Genomic DNA, 16,302 nt, shown 5'->3' with positions numbered 1-16,302 from the left:
ACGCCCGGCAGGTGACAATTCGAGCCGGACACGCGCGGGGATTGGGTGAACGTTCGGGGATTTTGCACCAGCCAGGTGCAGTTGTCAGACAACACCGGATTGGGCGCTCGCCCGCTCGACGCGCGGAATCTGCACGGGTGGAGTAGCCTATTCCTCGGGCGCGTCTGCGCCAGAATGACCGCCGTTGTCAAACGTCGGTGCGGGGGCCGCCACTATGCGCCCGCGCGCCACCGAGGCAACGCTTGCAGAGACGGAGAGTGCGTGCGCACTATCGACTGGGCCGACGGAGCGATCGAGCTGATCGATCAGACCCTGCTTCCCCACACCATCGAGATGCGCCGGGTCACGACCCTGGACGATCTGATCGACGACATTCAGCGGCTCGCTGTCCGCGGCGCCCCGGCGCTCGGTGTCGCAGGCGCCCTCGGCGTCGCGCTCATCGCGGCGAACGAGTCGGACGAAACCGGCACGCTGAACATCGACGAGGCGCGCCGCCAGGCAGCGCTGCTGCGCGAAGCACGCCCCACCGCGGTGAACCTCTCGTGGGGCGTCGACCGCGCACTCACTGTGCTCGAGCAGGGCGCGGGAGCCGTGCTCGCCGAGGCGCTGAACATCCGCGACGAGGACATCGCCGCGTGCATCTCGATGGGCCAGTACGGTGCTGAGCTCACCCGCGAGCTCGTCGACCGCGAGAAGCTGCGCATCATGACCATCTGCAACACGGGCGGCCTCGCGACCGTCGAGCGCGGCACCGCGCTCGGCGTGATCCAGACCCTGCTCGAACAGGACGCGCTGGAAGAGGCCTTCCCGCTCGAAACCCGCCCCCTGCTGCAGGGCGCGCGCCTCACCGCGTTCGAGCTGCAGCGCATGGGTGCGCCCTTCCGCTTGCTCATCGACTCGGCCGGCCCGTTTCTGCTGTCCCGTGGAATCGCCGACGCCGTCTTCATCGGCGCGGACCGCATCGCGGCCAACGGTGACTCGGCGAACAAGATCGGTTCGTTCTCGCTCGCGCTCGCAGCGAAGCACGCCGGGGTCCCCTTCATCGTGGTCGCCCCCGAGACCACCGTCGACATGCTCACCCTAAGCGGCACCGACATCGAGATCGAGGACCGCGGCTCCGCCGAGGTCGGCGGCTTTGGTGGCACCCGCACCGCGCCCGAGGGCACGCAGGCGGTCAACCCGGCATTCGACGTCACCCCGCACGAGCTCATCACCGCGATCGTCACCGACCGCCGCGTGATCCGCCTGGATCGCGGCGAGACGCTCGACTCGGTTCCCCTCGGCGCCACGCGCACCCCCTAGCCTCAGCAGTTTTTCCGTAGGTTTTCCCTCACAATGACCCCCATGAAAGGATCGATCGCATGATCATCTCCTCGCGCCGCGCCAAGGCGGCCCTCACTGCGACCGCGGCTCTGTCCGTCCTCGCCCTCACCGCGTGCAGCGGCGGCGGCTCGGCTGACTCGGGCGATGCAGCCCCCGCGGACGGCCCCAAGTTCGTCTACATCACGAGCGACCCCATCGGCCAGAACGCGTTCCTCCAGTCGGGCAAGGACGGCATCGAAGCTGTCGCCACCGAGTTCGAGGGCACGGCAAAGACCTTCGAGGGCAAGGACGAGGCAACTCGTCGCTCGCACCTCGAGGCCGCGATCGCCGAGGCACCCGAGGTCGTCGTCATGCTCGGCTTCCAGTTCGGCGACGTCGCGCTCGAGCTCGCTGAGCAGAACCCGCAGCAGAAGTTCCTCCTGATCGACACCTTCGTCGAGGGCGCTCCTGAGAACCTCTACCAGGCAACCTTCCGCGAGCAGGAGCCGTCGTACCTGCTCGGCGTCGAGGCCGGCCTGCTGACCGAGGCCAACAAGGTTGGTTCGGTCCTGTCGCTCGACATCCCGCTGCTCGCCAAGTACTCGGACGGCTTCGCGGAGGGCGCGAAGAGCGTCAACCCCGCAGTCGAGACCGTCGCGCCCCAGATCATCGGCGGCGACAACCCGTTCGCTGACACGGCCCGCGCCAAGGAGCAGGCTCTCGCCTATGCCGCGTCCGGCGTCGATCAGGTCTTCGCCGTTGGCGCAGCCGCCAACCCCGGCATCATGGAGGCCGCAGCCGAGAAGGGCTTCTTCGCCTACGGCGTCGACACCAACCAGTGCCCGCTGGCCCCCGGATTCGTCGTTGACGGCTCGATCAAGGCCGTGAACGCGGTCGTCGAGACCGTGGTCGGCGAGATCATGGACGGCACCAGCGCGGCAGACGCGACGACGTCCTTCGGCCTGGCCGAGGGCGGCATGACGATCGTCAGCCTCACGGACGACGCAGCTGATTCGCAGTGCACCGTCATGGAGAACCCCGAGGTCCTCGAGCAGGTCCAGCAGGCGTTCGATGACATCGTCGCCGGCAAGATCAAGGTCACGGATCCCTTGGCCTAAATCGCACCGCACCGAAGGCGCTGCCCAGGTTGTCACAGACACCCGGGCAGCGCCTTCGGTAGTGTTTTACCCTGTTCTTTCTTCCCATCCAAAGGAGCGCATGTGACCGTCGAAGTCTCGATGCGGAGCATCACGAAGCGATTCCCCGGCGTACTCGCGGACGACCAGGTCGACCTCGAGGTCGAGTCGGGCGAGATCCACGCGCTCATGGGCGAGAACGGCGCCGGCAAGTCGATCCTGATGTCGATGCTCGCCGGCGTGTACCAGCCCGATGAGGGCGAGATCTTCATTCGCGGGGAGCGCCAGCATTTCGCCTCGCCCCTCGACGCGATCGATGCCGGCATCGGCATGGTCTTCCAGTCCTTCAAACTCTTTCCCTCGCTGACGATCGCCGAGAATGTCGTCTTCCGCAGCGAACCGACTCAGCGCGGACTCATCAACCGGGCCGAGGCGAACCGCAAGGTCGCCGAGATTGCCGAGCAGTACGGCCTCGCGATCGACCCCTCCGCTCGCGTCGATTCGGTCCCCGTGGGCGTCCTCCAGCGCGTCGAGATCGTCAAAGCGCTCTACCGCAATGCCCAGGTCCTCATCCTCGACGAGCCCACCGCCGTGCTCACGCCGCAGGAAACCGAGCGCCTCTTCGACGTGCTGCGCGCGCTCAAGGCCAACGGTCGTACGATCATCCTGATCACCCACAAGCTGAACGAGGTCATGGCGATCTCGGACCGCGTCACCGTGCTGCGTGACGGCCGCAATGTCGCGAGCCTCGTCACCGCCGAAAGCTCCCCCGCGGAGATCACCCGGCACATGACCGGCCGTGACGTTGACCTCAGCACCCCGCCGCCCGCCAACGCGCCAGGTAACGTCGTGCTCGACGTCGCCGGACTCTCGGTGCCCGGCGCCGGCCGGCCCGCCGTCGCCGAGGCGAGCCTCTTCGTGCGCTCCGGCGAGGTCGTCGGCATCGCCGGCGTCGCTGGCAACGGGCAGGTCGAGCTTGCCGAGGCCATCATCGGCATGCGTGGGACCTCCGCCGGCACCATCGCCGTGCAGGGGCAGGATCTCAGCCGCGCGTCCATCGCCGATCGCCGCGACGGCGGCATCGCCTACGTCCCTGAGGACCGGCACGGGGTGGGCAGCGCTGGCACGGCCGACGCGATCGAGAACCTGGCGCTTGGGCACCACCGGAGCGCGCCGATCCTCAGCCGCGGCCTCCTGGCCCGCGGCCCCATGCTCGAGCACGCCAAGCGCCTGATCGCTCGCTTCGGCGTCAAAATCGCCGGGCCCACCACCGCGGTGGGCACACTCTCGGGCGGCAACCTGCAGAAGATCGTCGTGGCACGCGAGCTGGACTACCGCTCGCCGCTGCTCATCGCCGAGCAGCCGACCCGTGGCGTCGATATCGGCGCCATCGAGGCGATCCACCGCGAACTCTGCGAGTATCGCGACGGCGGCGGCGCCCTCCTACTCATCTCCGCGGAGCTGAGCGAGATCATGTCGCTCTCCTCGCGCATTCTCGTCATGTTCGAGGGCCGCGTCGTCGCCGAGGTCCCGAAGGCCGACGCCACCGAAGCACTGCTGGGCTTGTACATGGCCGGGCACGCCCCCGAGGCGCGGCACCGACCCGGCACGTTTGCAGCCGCGCTCAACCCCGCCACCGGCACCGCCACCGCGAAGGAGTCTGCACAGTGACCGTCCTGCGAAAGATTGGGCGCTGGGCGGCAGGCCCGATCCCCGTCTCCGTCATCCTCGCGTTCCTCATCGGCGCCTGCCTCATGCTCATTGCCGGGGTCGACCCGCTGAGCGGGTACGCGGCCATGTTCACCGGATCGTTCGGCAGCGGCGCTGGCTTCGCGAACACCCTCGCCCGCGCGATCCCGATCATCGGTATCGGCATCGCGATCGCCGTGGCGTTCCGCGCCGGCATCATCAACCTCGGCACCGAGGGCCAGGCTGGCCTCGGCGCGCTCGCGGGCGGCATCGTGGCGATCTACGTGCCCGGGCCCGCGGCCCTGATCGTCCCGCTCGCATTCGTCGTGGCGATCGCGACCGGCGCGCTCTGGGGCCTCATCGCAGCCGCCCTGCAGAACCTGCTCGGCGTCCCGATCCTGCTCTCGACCCTGCTGCTCAACTATCCCGCGCGCTACTTCTCTTCGTGGATGATCCGCTTCAAACTCGACGAACCCACCTCTGACCTCGTCGCGAGCGAGCAGGTCCGCCCCGAGGTGCAGCTCTCGATGCTCGTGCCGCGTGATTCGGCATTCGCCGAGGTGCTGCGGAACACGTTCGGACCGACGAGCCCCGTGACTGCGGTCCTCACGAGCGTCAACTGGTCGCTGGTGATCGTGATCATCGTCGTGCTGGGAGCGATCTTCGTCAACCGCCGCACGCGCTACGGCTTCGAGTCGGGCCTCAGCGGCCAGAACGCCGAGTTCGTCCGCTACGCCGGGGTCAAGCCCGGCCCGCTGGTGCTGCGCACGATGGCGATCTCGGGCGGCCTCGCCGGCATGTTCGGCATGCTGCTCGTCATCGGGGCGCCGAACACCCGCCTCATCGAGGGCCAGTTCCTGCAGACCAACTACGCCTGGACCGCGCTGCTCGTGACCTTGCTCGCGCTGTACCGGCCCACCGGCATCGTCATCGCCGGCGTCTTCTTCGCCGCCATCATGGTCGGCAGCGACGCGATGGGCCGCGAGCTCGGGCTCTCCCCGCAGATCGCCTCAGTCATCCAGGCGCTCGTCATCATCCTGCTCGCGTTCAAGGTCGCGCTCCCCCGCTTCCGCAAGAAACAACCCGAAACCACGGCCACGGAGGCGGGACGATGAATATCCTCGATGTGTTTGATCAGGACCTCATCTCGTCGGTCCTCCGCTCGCTGATCCCGATCCTGTTGGCGGCGCTCGGAGGCATGATCGCCGACCGCGCCGGCGTCTTCAACATCGGCCTCGAGGGCATGCTCCTCGTCGGCGCGTTCGCCGGCGTCGCCGCCTCGTTCTTCACGCACAACTGGCTGATCGGCGTCATCGTCGCGATGATGGCCGGTGCACTGTTCTCGCTGATCCTCGGCTACGGGGCGGTCTATCGCAAGGGCGACCCGATCGTGCTCGCGATCGCGATGAACATCCTCGCGGTCGGCATGACGAGCTTCTTGCTCGTCGCGATGTTCAAGGTGCAGGGCTCGTTCCAGGATCCGGGCATCGACAGCATCCCGGTCTGGCGCATCCCCGTGCTCGCCGACATCCCCTGGATCGGCGCGCTCTTCGCGCTGACCCCGCTCGGATACCTCGCGCTGCTGCTCGTCCCCGCCCTCTGGATCATGCTCTTCCGCATGCCCGTCGGCCTGCGCCTGCGCGGCGTCGGCGAGCGCCCCCTGGCGGCCTCCACCATGGGCGTCAACCCGCAGCGGTACCAGCTCTGGGCGGTCGTCGCTTCGGGCGCCCTCGCGGGCCTCGGCGGCGCGCAGCTCGCACTCGGAAACGTCGTCGGCTTTACCGAGAACATGTCGGCAGGCCGCGGCTGGATCGCGGTCGTCGTGGTCATGCTCGCCCGCGCGCACCCGGTCGGCGTGCTGGGCGCGGCGCTCCTGTTCGGCTTCGCCGACGCGATCGGGTTCCGCCTGCAGGCGTTTGGCCTGCCGCAGCAGCTCACCGATGCCGGCCCGTACGTCATTACGCTCATCGCGCTGATCCTGATGAGCACCCGCTTCCGTAAGTCCCGTCAGGCGCAGCTCGCGTGAGTGGCGCGGTGAACTCTGGGCAGGATCCTGCCGTCGTGACGGTCGACAACGTCGCGGCCGAGGCCGTGCAGCTACCCGCGGAGGCCGCGGCCTGGGCGGAGCGCCTGCAGCTCGAACCGCTCGAGCACGAGGGCGGGCTCTACCGCCGCACCTACCTCGACGAGCATTCGAGCGCGATCCTGTATCTGCTCGCCGACCCGGACTTCTCGGCGCTGCACAGCCTCGACGGCGTCGAGGTGTACCACTGGCACGCCGGGTCCGCCCTGCGCCTGCTGCTGCTGCACCCCGACGGGCGCGTCGAAGAACCCGTGCTCGGCCCCGACGCGGAAGCCGGTCAGCTGCCGCAGATCGTCGTTCCCGCTGGGGTGATGCAGGGATCCTCCCCTCAGGGTGAATGGTGCCTCATCGGTACGACAATGGCGCCCGCGTTCAACTGGGAGGGCTTCGTGCTCGGGGAGCGCGCGGCGCTCACTGCCGCCTACCCCGCCGCGGCCGGCCGCATCGCGGAACTCACCCGCTAGCTGTCCCACTCCGCCGCCTCGCCGGCGAGAGAATGCGAAAATGCACCCCTCCGGCAGGGTGTTGCAGCGATTGACCCTGTCGGAGAGGTGCATTTTCGGCGGCGGCGCGGCGCCGGGGCCCCGAGGACCCGAGACAGCGCGCAGCGGTGACGAACTATGCGATCAGCGCGTCGAGCGCCGTCTCGAGCGCCCCGTCAACCGCGCGGGTCACGATCTCGCGGTACGGATCGTAGTCGCCCATCGACTCGTCTGCGGCGTTCAGCGGGTTGCCGTCGATCGCGAGCACGACGCCCGCCTCGATACCGTGCAGCGACGCGATCACGAGGAGCGCCGAGGCCTCCATCTCGACCGCGACGATGCCCGCGCGCTGCCACATCTTGTGGTCGACGCCCGTGATGACGTCGCTCGGGTAGAACATGTCGCCCGTCAGCACGATGCCGCGGTGCACGCTCAGGCCGGTCTCGGCGGCGCGGGCAGCAAGCGCGATGGTGAGCTCGGGGGTCGCAATCGCCGGGAACTCGGCGGGGACGAGCTGGTGGCTGACGCCGTCGGCCCGGACCGCGCCGGTGGCGACCACGATCGCGCCGTCAACCACGTCGGGCTGCATGCCGCCGGCGGTCCCCGAGCGGATGATGCGGGTCACGCCGCCGCGCGCGAGCTCCTCGAAGCACACCGCGGCGCCGGCAGCGCCGACACCGTGCGAGGCCACCGTCACGGGGACACCGCGGTGAGTGCCCGTGTACACGTGGTACTCACGGTTGTTCGAGAGCTGCTTGACGTCGTCCAGACGGCTGGCGACGAGCGCCGCGCGCGCCGGGTCGCCCACGACGAGGGCGCGGGGGGCAAGGTCAGAGACACGGGCGCGCAGAAGCGGCAGTTCGGCATCGGCGGGAAGTCGGACGGGAGCCATGGAAGGTCCTTTCACAGGGGGTTCGGTGGGAGATGAAACGTTGAGGTGTCCGGGCAGGATCCCGGCCGCGGCGCCTAGCGGGCAGCGGCCGCCCGGATCCTGCGGGAGGCAGCGAGCGCGGCCGCCCGGACCGCGGAGGCGTCGAGCGTGAGGTGCGCGCCGTCCGCGTAGACGTGGCGGCCGCCGATGAAGACGTGGCGCACGTCGGCGCCTCGCGCGGCGAAGCCGATGTGGGAGGTGAGCGAGGGCAGCGGGGTCGCGGCGTTGCCGGTGAGATCGAGCGCGATGACGTCGGCGAGCCGGCCGGCCTCGAGAGCGCCCGTCTCGGGGAAACCGACGGCCACGGCGCCGCGGCGGGTGGCGAGCTCGATGAGATCGAGCGAGCGCACGATGGCGGCGTCCTGGTGCACCCCGCGGTGCACGATCGAGCCCGTCTTGATTTCCTCGAACAGGTCGAGCGTGTTGTTGCTGGCGACTGAGTCGGTGCCGAGCGCGATGTCCACACCCGATGCGAGCCACTCGGGCAGCGCCGCAATGCCGTTGCCGAGCTTCAGGTTCGACACGGGGTTGTGGCTGATGGCGGCGCCCGCGGCAGCAACCATCTCGAGCTCAGAGGGGGTGAGGTGCACGCCGTGGGCGATGAGTACGCGGGCGTTGAACAGGCCGAGGCTTGCGACAAAGTCCGCGGGGGTCGCCCCGAAGCGCTCGAGGATCTGCTCGACCTCGGCGGCGGACTCCGAGATGTGAATGTGCACGGGCAGGCCGCTTCGCACCGCGCGCTCCCCCACCTCGCGCAGGAACTCCGGCGGGCACGTGTAGGGCGCGTGCGGGCCATAGGCGAGCCTGATCTGCGGGTCGCCGGCGAACTGCTCGGCGAGGGCCTCGGTCTGATCCAGGGCCTCGGCACCTGTCCAGGGGCTGACGCCGGGGAAGGCGACCGCATCTGCCGCGAACGCCGCGGGGGCAGCGAGCACGCGCATGCCGGTGGCCCGCACGAGGCCCAGCAGCTCAGCATCCCAGTGGTACATGTCGGCGAAGGTGGTCGTGCCGCTCTCGATCATCTCGAGCATCGCAAGCTGCAGGCCCGTCGCTACGTCATCGTGGGTCAGGTGCTGCTCGAGCGCCTGCACCTCGTCGAGCCACGGCATGAAGCCCTCGTCGTCCGACGAGCCACGCAACAGCGTCATCGCGGAGTGCGTGTGCCCGTTCACGAGGCCTGGCATCAACGCGTGGCCGGCGAGCACGTGGTCGGCGATGCTCCCCTCGCGTCGCGGGCCGGCGTAGGTGATGAGGCCGGCGGCGTCAAACGCCAGCTCGGCGGCGGCGACGGCGCCGCTCGGCGTCAGCATCCAGTCGGCGTGGATGACCTGCGCGGTGCGCTCGGCGTGGGGCTCGCTCATGGTGTGTGCTCTCGGGGTCAGGGAAACGCGTAGTGGCAGGATCGGCTCGGCTACCAGCCGGGCGTAACGAGCATTCCGCCGTCGACGACCAGCTCGTGCCCGGTGATGAAGCTCGCGCCCGGCGAGGCGAGGAAGACGCAGGCGTTCGCGATGTCGTCGGGGCGGCCGAGGCGGCGAAGCGGGGCGGCGGCGTTCCAGCTCGCCACGCCCTCGGGCCAGTCCTGTTCGAGAGTGCCCCGGTCGATCAGGCCCGGCGAGACCGTGTTCACGCGGAGGCCGCGGGGGCCGTACTCGAGGGCGGCGGCGCGGGCGTGCATCACGACGCCGGCCTTCGCGGTCGCATAATGGGCGTGGCCGACGGCCGGCCGGGTCGCTTCGATCGAGGCGATGTGGGTGATCCAGCCACCGGGGGCCATCGCCGCGGCGGCGGCGGCGCTCACTGCGAAGACTGCGCCGAGGTTCGTGGCGAACATGCCGTCCCAGTCGGCGCGGCTCATCTCGTCGAGCGTCTGCACGGGTTGCACGCCCGCGTTATTCACGACGCCGTCGATGCCGCCGAGCGCTGCGACCGTGCGCGCGACGAGCGTCTCGGCGGCGTCAGCGTCGTCGAGGTTGCACGCGATGGCGACCGCGGCGCCTTCGCCGTGGGCGGCGCACAGTTCGTCCGCGAGCCTTTCCGCCGCGACGGCCGACGAACGGTACTGGATAGCGACCCGGGCGCCCGCAGCCGCAAAGCGACGTGAAATGCCCGAGCCGATGTCGCCGGCGCCGCCGGTGACGAGCACGCGCTGGCCCGAGATCGAGAAGGGATCAGCCTGAGCAGTGGAGCCGACTGTCGACATGTCCCCGCCTTCCGGTATGTTGTAAAACAACCCTAGTCCGGGGATGCGACGACGCCAAGACGTGTGGCCTCCTCGCGTCTTCGCCGATCGGAGCCCAGCGTTGGTCAGAGCCCTCACCCGTGTTGCCCATGTCGCCGGCGAGCTGCGCAGTGCCCTCGGGAACGGGACCTACGCGCCAGGCGAACGGTTGCCCACCGAGCACGAGCTCGCCGAGCGCTACGGCGTCTCGCGGCCCACCCTGCGCGCCGCGCTTCGAGAGCTCGAGGCGACCGGGCTCGTGCGCACCCAGCACGGCGTTGGCACGTTCGTGAGCGACCGGCCGCGCATCCGCGCCGGGCTCGAGCGGCTGACCTCAGTATCCGACTCCATTCGCGCGATGGGGCAGCAGCCCGGAATGACGTACCGCAGCCGAGTCATCCGCCCCGTCATGCCCGACGAGGCCGAGAAGATGGGCCTCACCGCAGAGGCGACGGCGCTCGAAGCGCGCCGCGCGATCCTCGCCGATGGCGAGCTCGTGGCGTACTCCTACGACCTGATCCCCGTCGGCGTCTTCCCCGAGGGCCGCCCGGCCGAGCACCTCGACGGCTCAATCTTCGGGTACCTGCGCGAGCAGCTGGGCCGCGTGCCCGACCACAGCGTGGCCGAAATTCACGCGGTGTCCTCCGCGCACGTCGCCTGGGGCCCCGACGCCGAAGACGAAGCGCTCTACCTGCTGCTCGACCAGCTCCACTACGACGCCGAGGGCGCGCTCCTGCTCTACTCCCGCACCTACTTCATCGAGGGACGCATCGCGTTTTCGATGCTGCGCACGGTCTGAGCCCGGCGAGCCGGCCCGCCTCCGCCGTCAAACATGTCGGAAACGACAATCATTTCGGATCGAACCGTCCCAAACACTCCGAAATGATTGTCATTTCCGGAATAATTCACGCGGGGCAGGATCCTGCGCGACCTAACGCAGGTAGAACGGGTCGAGCGCTGCCAGCAGAGACGCGACCCAGTGGCAGAGAAACGCCAGCACGGTGAGCGTGTGGAAGATCTCGTGGAATCCGAAGACCCCCGGGATCGGGTTCGGCCGCTTCATCCCGTAGACGACTGAGCCAATCGTGTAGAGCAGTCCACCGACGACGACGAGCACCATCGCCGCGAGGTTCGCGTGCGCGATGTCGACGATAAACGCCATCGCCGCCCAGCCGAGTCCGACGTAGAGGGCGACGTAGAGCCAACGCGGGGCGTCGATCCAGAAGACTCGGAAGGCGACGCCCAAGATGGCGCCCGCCCAGACCGCGACCAGCAGGATCAGCCCCTTGTCAAGCGGCAGCGTCAGGAGCGCGAGCGGGGTGTAGGTACCCGCGATGAGCAGGAAGATGTTGGCGTGGTCGATGCGGCGGAAGATCTGCTTGGTCGACGGCTTCCAGTTGATGCGGTGATACAGCGCCGAGTTGCCAAAGAGCAGCATGCTCGTGAGCATGAACACCGCGGACGCCCACTTCGCGACGGGGCCGTCGGCGAGGGAGATGAGCACGATGCCCGCGGCGATCGTGACGGGAAAGGTGCCCGCGTGGATCCAGCCGCGCCAGGTCGGCTTCGCCTCATCGGCCGGCACCCCCGGCAGAGCGGGGTCCGCCTCGTGGTCGATCGAGTCCTCGAGCAGCGGGATCGACAGGCTATCGGGCTCGGGAAACGGACGCGCTGAGCGTTCTGCGGCGGGGTCTGGCGTCATGTGCCGAGTCTACGGATCGCCGCTGAATTCCGAGACATACATCGGGCGGCGTCCACTGTTCTCGGGTATGCGAACCGGTACAGTTGCATGGTGATGCGAGATCCGCGCCCCAGCTCGGCGGAGCAGCCCGACGATGGTCCCCTCTACCGCCTGTACCAGCGACGCCTGCGCCGGCAGATCGACCCGGCCCGGGTGCCGCACCATGTCGCAGTCATCGTCGATGGCAACCGCCGCTGGGCGAAGCTGCGGCTGCAGGAGCGCGCCGCCTTCGGGCATCGCGCCGGAGCGCGCAAGGTCCCCGAGTTTCTCGGCTGGTGCCAGGACGCCGGCGTGCAGGTCGTCACGCTCTATCTGCTCTCCTCCGACAACCTCACGGGCCGCGACTCAGCCGAGCTCGACGAGCTGTTCAGCATCATCGCCGACCTCGCCGAGGTGCTGGGCGAGCAGCCCGACTGGCGCATCCAGCATGTGGGCTCCGGCGACGGCCTGCCCGAGTCGCTCTGCAGCGCGATTCGGCGCGCCGAGGAGCGCACCCGCGACCACACGGGGCTGCACGTCAACCTCGCGGTCGGCTACGGCGGGCGCAGCGAAATCACGGCGGCGGTGCGCAGCATCATCGAGAAGCATCAGCGCGACGGCGGCAACCTCGACTCACTCGCTGAGCGACTCACTCCCGATCAGATCGGCGAGCACCTCTGGACGGGCGGGCAGCCCGACCCTGACCTCGTCATCCGCACCTCGGGCGAGCAACGCCTGAGCGACTTTATGATCTGGCAGTCCGCGCACTCCGAGTTCTATTTCGTTGACGCGCTCTACCCTGATCTGCGCGAGATCGACCTCTTGCGCGCTCTGCGCGACTATTCCCGCCGCAACCGGCGCTACGGCAGCTAGCTCCCGAGCAGGATCCCGGAGGCGCAGACGCGCCCCCGACCCTAGCCTTCGTAGGGCGGCTCGTCGTATGGGTCGTACGGTGGCTCTTCGGGGAACTCGAAGGGCGGCTCCTCGGGCGGCGGAGCGCTCGTGACGGGCGTCCGCGTGGCGGCCGAACGACCCGGCGCCTTTCTCGCCGGAGCCGCACGGGGCGCCGCGGCGGTGGGGGGCCCCGCAGGGCTCGCGGACGCCGCGGGTTCGCCGAGCCCGGCGAGTACGGCGAGCACCGCCTCGCCATAGCGTTCCAGCTTCGCCTCGCCGATGCCGCTGATGCCGCCGAGCTCCTCAAGCGTGGACGGCCGGTGCACCGAGAGCGCCTTGAGCGTCTCGTTGCCGAACACGATGTACGCCGGGACGCCCTGCTCGCGTGCCTCTTCGGCGCGCCACGAGCGCAGGCGCTCGAATCGTTCGAGCTGATCCGGCGCCAAATCGAGCGCCGCCGCAGACGCCTTGGGAGCGCGCGGTGCCTTCACCGCGAGGACCTCTTCGCGCAGCTCGACCTTCGCGGTGCCCGCGAGTACCGCGCGGCTCTCGTCGGTCAGGGTGAGCACGCCCCACTCCCCGACCGAGGCGAGCAGCCCGGTCGCGACGCTGTGCCGGGCGACCCCGCGCCACTGGGTCGCAGTCAGGTCTTGGCCGATACCCCAGGTGCTCAGCTTGTCGAGCCCGATCTGGCTCGCGCGCGCCGAGGCGACGCCGCGCAGGACGTCGATGTGCTGGCCAGCGCCGTAGCGCTGGCCGTACTCGCGCTCGGTGCGCAGTATGGTCGAGAGGAGCTTCTGGGTCGGCACGGTCGCGTCCCAGAGCACGGGCGGATCAATGCAGACGTCACAGTTACCGCAGGCCGCGTTCTCATGCTCGCCGAAGTAGTCGAGCAGGAAGACGCGGCGGCAGGCGACTGTCTCGCAGAGCGCGAGCATGGCGTCGAGGTGACGCGACTGGTTGCGCTTCGTGGCGACGTCGCCGTCACCCGTCTCGATCATGCGGCGCTGCTGCACCACGTCAGCGAGGCCGTAGGCGAGCCAGGTGTCGGAGGGGGCGCCGTCGCGTCCGGCGCGGCCCGTCTCTTGGTAGTACCCCTCGACCGACTTCGGCAGGTCGATGTGCGCGACGAAGCGGACATCGGGCTTGTCGATACCCATGCCGAACGCCACGGTGGCGCACACCACGACGCCATCTTCACGCAGGAAGCGCGTCTGCGCCCGCATGCGCTCGGACGCGTCGAGACCCGCGTGGTAGGCGACCGCATCAATGCCCTGATCGCGCAGGAACTTCGCGGTCTGCTCGACTGATTTGCGGCTCAGCGCATAGACGATGCCGGCCTCGCCCGCGTGCTCGTCACGGATGAACGCCAGCAGCTGCTTGCGCACCTGGTCCTTCGCCCCGATCCGGTAGCGAATGTTCGGGCGGTCGAAGCTCGCGACGAAGTGGCGAGCCGCACCGAGGTGCAGCCGCTCGGTGATCTCGCGGTGCGTCTCGGGGGTCGCGGTCGCGGTCAGCGCGATGCGCGGGACGTCCGGCCAGCGCTCGGCCAGGGCACCCAGGCGCAGGTAGTCCGGGCGGAAGTCATGGCCCCACTGCGACACACAGTGCGCCTCGTCGATCGCGAAGAGCGCGATCTTGCCCGAGGCGAGAAACTCGATGGTGCCGGGCGAGGACAGCCGCTCGGGCGCGAGATACAGCAGGTCGAGCTCGCCCGCGCGGTACGCCTCGGTGACCTGGCGCTGTTCGCCAGCGTCCATCGTCGAGTTCAGGGCGCCGGCCCGCACGCCGGCGAGGCGCAGGGCCGCCACCTGGTCATGCATGAGCGCGACCAGCGGCGAGATCACGATCCCGGTGCCCTCGCGGGCGATGGACGGAATTTGGTAGCACAGCGACTTGCCGCCGCCGGTCGGCATGAGCACGACGGCGTCGCCGCCGCCGGTCACATGCCGGATGATCTCGTCCTGCTCGCCCCGGAAATCGGCGTAGCCGAAGACCTGCGAGAGGATCTGTGCCGGATCCTGCCCTGTCAGCACGAAGCTCCTTGTGTGGCCGGGCTAGCGCCCGGCGTTGTCCTGCGGGTTCTGGTCTGGGTCTGGCTCGTCGGCAGCGTCGGTCGCGACGTCCGCATCCGCGGGGGCAGGATCCACGCCGTCGGCGGGCGCTGCGTCGAGATCGGCGACCTCCTGCGCGAGTTCCTCACGAACCTGTTCGCGGAACTGGATGCGGCGGACACGGCGATTCATGTCGAGCAGGAGAAAGATCACGGCGACCGCGACGAGCGCGATCGCAGCAAAACCGAGCACTCCCGGCGTGACCTTGTCCGGGTCGTACACCGGCACTTCCTCGGCAGCGAATACGGTGACGAAGTTCACCACTTACTCCTCCTTGATTCCCTCGAACAGATCGTGTTCAAACTCAGCGGTGGGCACCCGGCTGGCCGCCAGGCGGTAGTCCTCGAATGGCCATGCCTCGCGCTGTAGGTCGTTCGGCCAGAAGAAGAACCTGCTGTCCGGCGGCACCTGGCTCGCGTGGGCACGCAGCGCGTCGTCGCGCTTCTCAAAAAAACCGCCGACGTCGACCCGGGCGGTTGCACTGTAGGGCCGGTCTCCCAGCCACTCCTCGAGCTCGGCAAACTGGCGGGCAATCTCGGAGTCGGGCTCGCGCTCGCGCACCAGCTCGCCGACGTGGCGCATGCGCTCCGAGTTGAAGATCTCTTCGTAGTACAGCTTCTCGATGTTCCAGGGCTCGCCGGCCTCGGGGAACACCTCGGGGTCACCTGCGAAGTCGTAGGCAAACTTGCTGATCTCGTGGCAGCGAATGTGATCGGGGTGCGGGTAGCCACCGATCTCGTTGTACGTGATCATGACGTGGGGCCGGAACTCGCGCACGACGCGCACGAGCGCCTCGGCGGAGAGTTCGATCGGGATCGCCGCAAAGGATCCGGGCGGTACCGTCTCGCCCTCCTCGGGCAGCCCTGAGTCGCGATAGCCCAACCAGCGGTGCTCGAAGCCCAGGATCTCGCGCGCCCGAGCCATCTCATCGCGCCGGAGGCCCGCCAGGTCTCGACGCGACTTCGGGTCGCGAGCGACGAGCTCGTTCAGAATGTCGCCGAGTTCGCCGCCGGTACAGCTGATCACGAGCACCTCGACGCCGCGATCGACGTAGTGCGCGTAGGTCGCCGCGCCCTTGCTTGATTCGTCATCAGGATGCGCGTGCACCGCGATCAGTCTGGGGGTCATCCGCATCCCTCTCTCATGGGGCGTTCGGGTGTCGCCAGGTAGCCTGGATACCGACCCCTCACTCTACTTGGTCCACATCGGAGGTTCGCGTGTCAGTTCCAGCGGAAGCCCAGGCCGCGTCCCTTGAGGACCGCTATGGCACCGGGCGTTCTCGTCGACTGGACAAACGGATCGGATACGTCGCCGGCGGGTTGCTCGTAGCGGGCGGCATCGCGTTTCTCGCCTTCAGCGGATGGAACGATTCCTCGAAGCTCGAGTTCCGCGATCTGGCGCATTCGATGCCGGACGACCAGACGGTCACGGTAACCTTCGAGGTCACCGCACCGCCCGAGACAACCGTGCTCTGCGCCGTCGAGGCGTTGAACACCTCGTACGCCACGGTCGGCTGGAAGTTCACCGAGCTACCCGCCTCCTCAGAGCGCACGCGCACCGTCACGGAGTCGCTCGTGACGACCAATCCGGCAACAACCGGAACCGTCAACCACTGTTGGATCCCTGAGCAGTCCTGATAGTCTGCTGCTGCGCTCCGGGTTTTCCCGGGGCGCATTCCGTTCGTCCCTCACACTCGTGCGAGCGAACCCGACACTGTCAAGAAAGGGGAT

At 68.8% G+C, this 16,302-nt stretch carries 16 protein-coding genes; 9 read left to right on the top strand and 7 right to left on the bottom strand.

All coding sequences use genetic code 11. From position 1 onward, the window contains the following. Positions 1 to 261: 261 nt before the first annotated feature. The 6 genes from mtnA (at position 262) to KOE53_RS08965 (ending at position 6,674) form a co-directional block, all read left to right on the top strand. Positions 262 to 1,302 (top strand): S-methyl-5-thioribose-1-phosphate isomerase, encoded by a 1,041-nt coding sequence (mtnA, locus tag KOE53_RS08990; RefSeq protein WP_188058200.1) that lies wholly within the window; start codon positions 262 to 264, stop codon positions 1,300 to 1,302. Positions 1,303 to 1,361: 59 nt separating this feature from the next. Continuing rightward, positions 1,362 to 2,420, top strand: a complete 1,059-nt coding sequence (locus KOE53_RS08985) for a BMP family ABC transporter substrate-binding protein (protein ID WP_188058199.1) — start codon at positions 1,362 to 1,364, stop codon at positions 2,418 to 2,420. Between the two features lie 102 nt (positions 2,421 to 2,522). Next, the gene (locus tag KOE53_RS08980) at positions 2,523 to 4,109 is read left to right on the top strand and encodes an ABC transporter ATP-binding protein (RefSeq protein ID WP_215401683.1); all 1,587 of its coding nucleotides are present in this window, start codon (positions 2,523 to 2,525) and stop codon (positions 4,107 to 4,109) included. Next, a complete protein-coding gene (locus KOE53_RS08975; RefSeq protein ID WP_188046267.1) occupies positions 4,106 to 5,242 on the top strand; it encodes an ABC transporter permease in 1,137 nt (378 codons plus the stop codon). Before KOE53_RS08980 ends, KOE53_RS08975 begins: the two co-directional genes overlap by 4 nt. Then, on the top strand, positions 5,239 to 6,153 hold the full coding sequence (locus KOE53_RS08970) for an ABC transporter permease (RefSeq protein ID WP_188046266.1): 915 nt from the start codon (positions 5,239 to 5,241) through the stop codon (positions 6,151 to 6,153). The genes KOE53_RS08975 and KOE53_RS08970 overlap by 4 nt, the downstream gene beginning before the upstream one ends. Further along, entirely contained in the window at positions 6,150 to 6,674 is a 525-nt protein-coding gene (locus tag KOE53_RS08965; RefSeq protein ID WP_353055625.1) for a cupin domain-containing protein, read from the top strand. The genes KOE53_RS08970 and KOE53_RS08965 overlap by 4 nt, the downstream gene beginning before the upstream one ends. Before the next feature lie 154 nt (positions 6,675 to 6,828). On the opposite strand, the gene KOE53_RS08960 is transcribed toward KOE53_RS08965, so the two are convergent. The 3 genes from KOE53_RS08960 to KOE53_RS08950 form a co-directional block, all read right to left on the bottom strand. Continuing rightward, a complete protein-coding gene (locus tag KOE53_RS08960; RefSeq protein ID WP_188046265.1) occupies positions 6,829 to 7,584 on the bottom strand; it encodes a nucleoside phosphorylase in 756 nt (251 codons plus the stop codon). Between the two features lie 74 nt (positions 7,585 to 7,658). Beyond that, on the bottom strand, positions 7,659 to 8,984 hold the full coding sequence (locus KOE53_RS08955) for an amidohydrolase family protein (protein WP_188058198.1): 1,326 nt from the start codon (positions 8,982 to 8,984) through the stop codon (positions 7,659 to 7,661). Positions 8,985 to 9,034: 50 nt separating this feature from the next. Continuing rightward, on the bottom strand, positions 9,035 to 9,826 hold the full coding sequence (locus KOE53_RS08950) for an SDR family NAD(P)-dependent oxidoreductase (RefSeq protein WP_188058197.1): 792 nt from the start codon (positions 9,824 to 9,826) through the stop codon (positions 9,035 to 9,037). Between the two features lie 100 nt (positions 9,827 to 9,926). Here KOE53_RS08950 and KOE53_RS13725 point away from each other — a divergent pair, with 100 nt between their 5' ends. Beyond that, on the top strand, positions 9,927 to 10,643 hold the full coding sequence (locus KOE53_RS13725; protein WP_285895462.1) for a GntR family transcriptional regulator: 717 nt from the start codon (positions 9,927 to 9,929) through the stop codon (positions 10,641 to 10,643). Positions 10,644 to 10,775: 132 nt separating this feature from the next. Here KOE53_RS13725 and trhA read toward each other — a convergent pair whose 3' ends face one another. Beyond that, positions 10,776 to 11,546 (bottom strand): PAQR family membrane homeostasis protein TrhA, encoded by a 771-nt coding sequence (gene trhA / locus KOE53_RS08940; protein WP_188058196.1) that lies wholly within the window; start codon positions 11,544 to 11,546, stop codon positions 10,776 to 10,778. 93 nt (positions 11,547 to 11,639) lie between these two features. On the opposite strand from trhA, the gene KOE53_RS08935 reads away from it, so the two are divergent. Next, positions 11,640 to 12,437: an isoprenyl transferase gene (locus KOE53_RS08935; RefSeq protein ID WP_188058257.1), complete on the top strand. Its 798-nt coding sequence runs from the start codon at positions 11,640 to 11,642 to the stop codon at positions 12,435 to 12,437. Between the two features lie 41 nt (positions 12,438 to 12,478). Here KOE53_RS08935 and recQ read toward each other — a convergent pair whose 3' ends face one another. The 3 genes from recQ to mca are packed head-to-tail and all read right to left on the bottom strand — an operon-like array spanning position 12,479 to position 15,700. Further along, entirely contained in the window at positions 12,479 to 14,494 is a 2,016-nt protein-coding gene (recQ, locus tag KOE53_RS08930) for a DNA helicase RecQ (RefSeq protein ID WP_188058195.1), read from the bottom strand. Positions 14,495 to 14,515: 21 nt separating this feature from the next. Beyond that, on the bottom strand, positions 14,516 to 14,836 hold the full coding sequence (locus tag KOE53_RS08925) for a hypothetical protein (protein ID WP_188058194.1): 321 nt from the start codon (positions 14,834 to 14,836) through the stop codon (positions 14,516 to 14,518). Continuing rightward, positions 14,837 to 15,700, bottom strand: a complete 864-nt coding sequence (gene mca / locus KOE53_RS08920) for a mycothiol conjugate amidase Mca (RefSeq protein ID WP_188058193.1) — start codon at positions 15,698 to 15,700, stop codon at positions 14,837 to 14,839. An 89-nt stretch (positions 15,701 to 15,789) separates the two neighbouring features. On the opposite strand from mca, the gene KOE53_RS13720 reads away from it, so the two are divergent. Beyond that, complete coding sequence (locus KOE53_RS13720) at positions 15,790 to 16,209, top strand: DUF4307 domain-containing protein (protein WP_188058192.1); 420 nt, start codon at positions 15,790 to 15,792, stop codon at positions 16,207 to 16,209. Positions 16,210 to 16,302: the final 93 nt, after the last annotated feature.

It is taken from the genome of Leucobacter sp. CX87 (assembly GCF_018682295.1).
Classification (GTDB): Bacteria; Actinomycetota; Actinomycetes; order Actinomycetales; family Microbacteriaceae; genus Cx-87.
The sequence above is the reverse complement of the archived record's forward strand: the minus strand, read 5'-3'. Positions and strand labels throughout refer to the sequence as shown.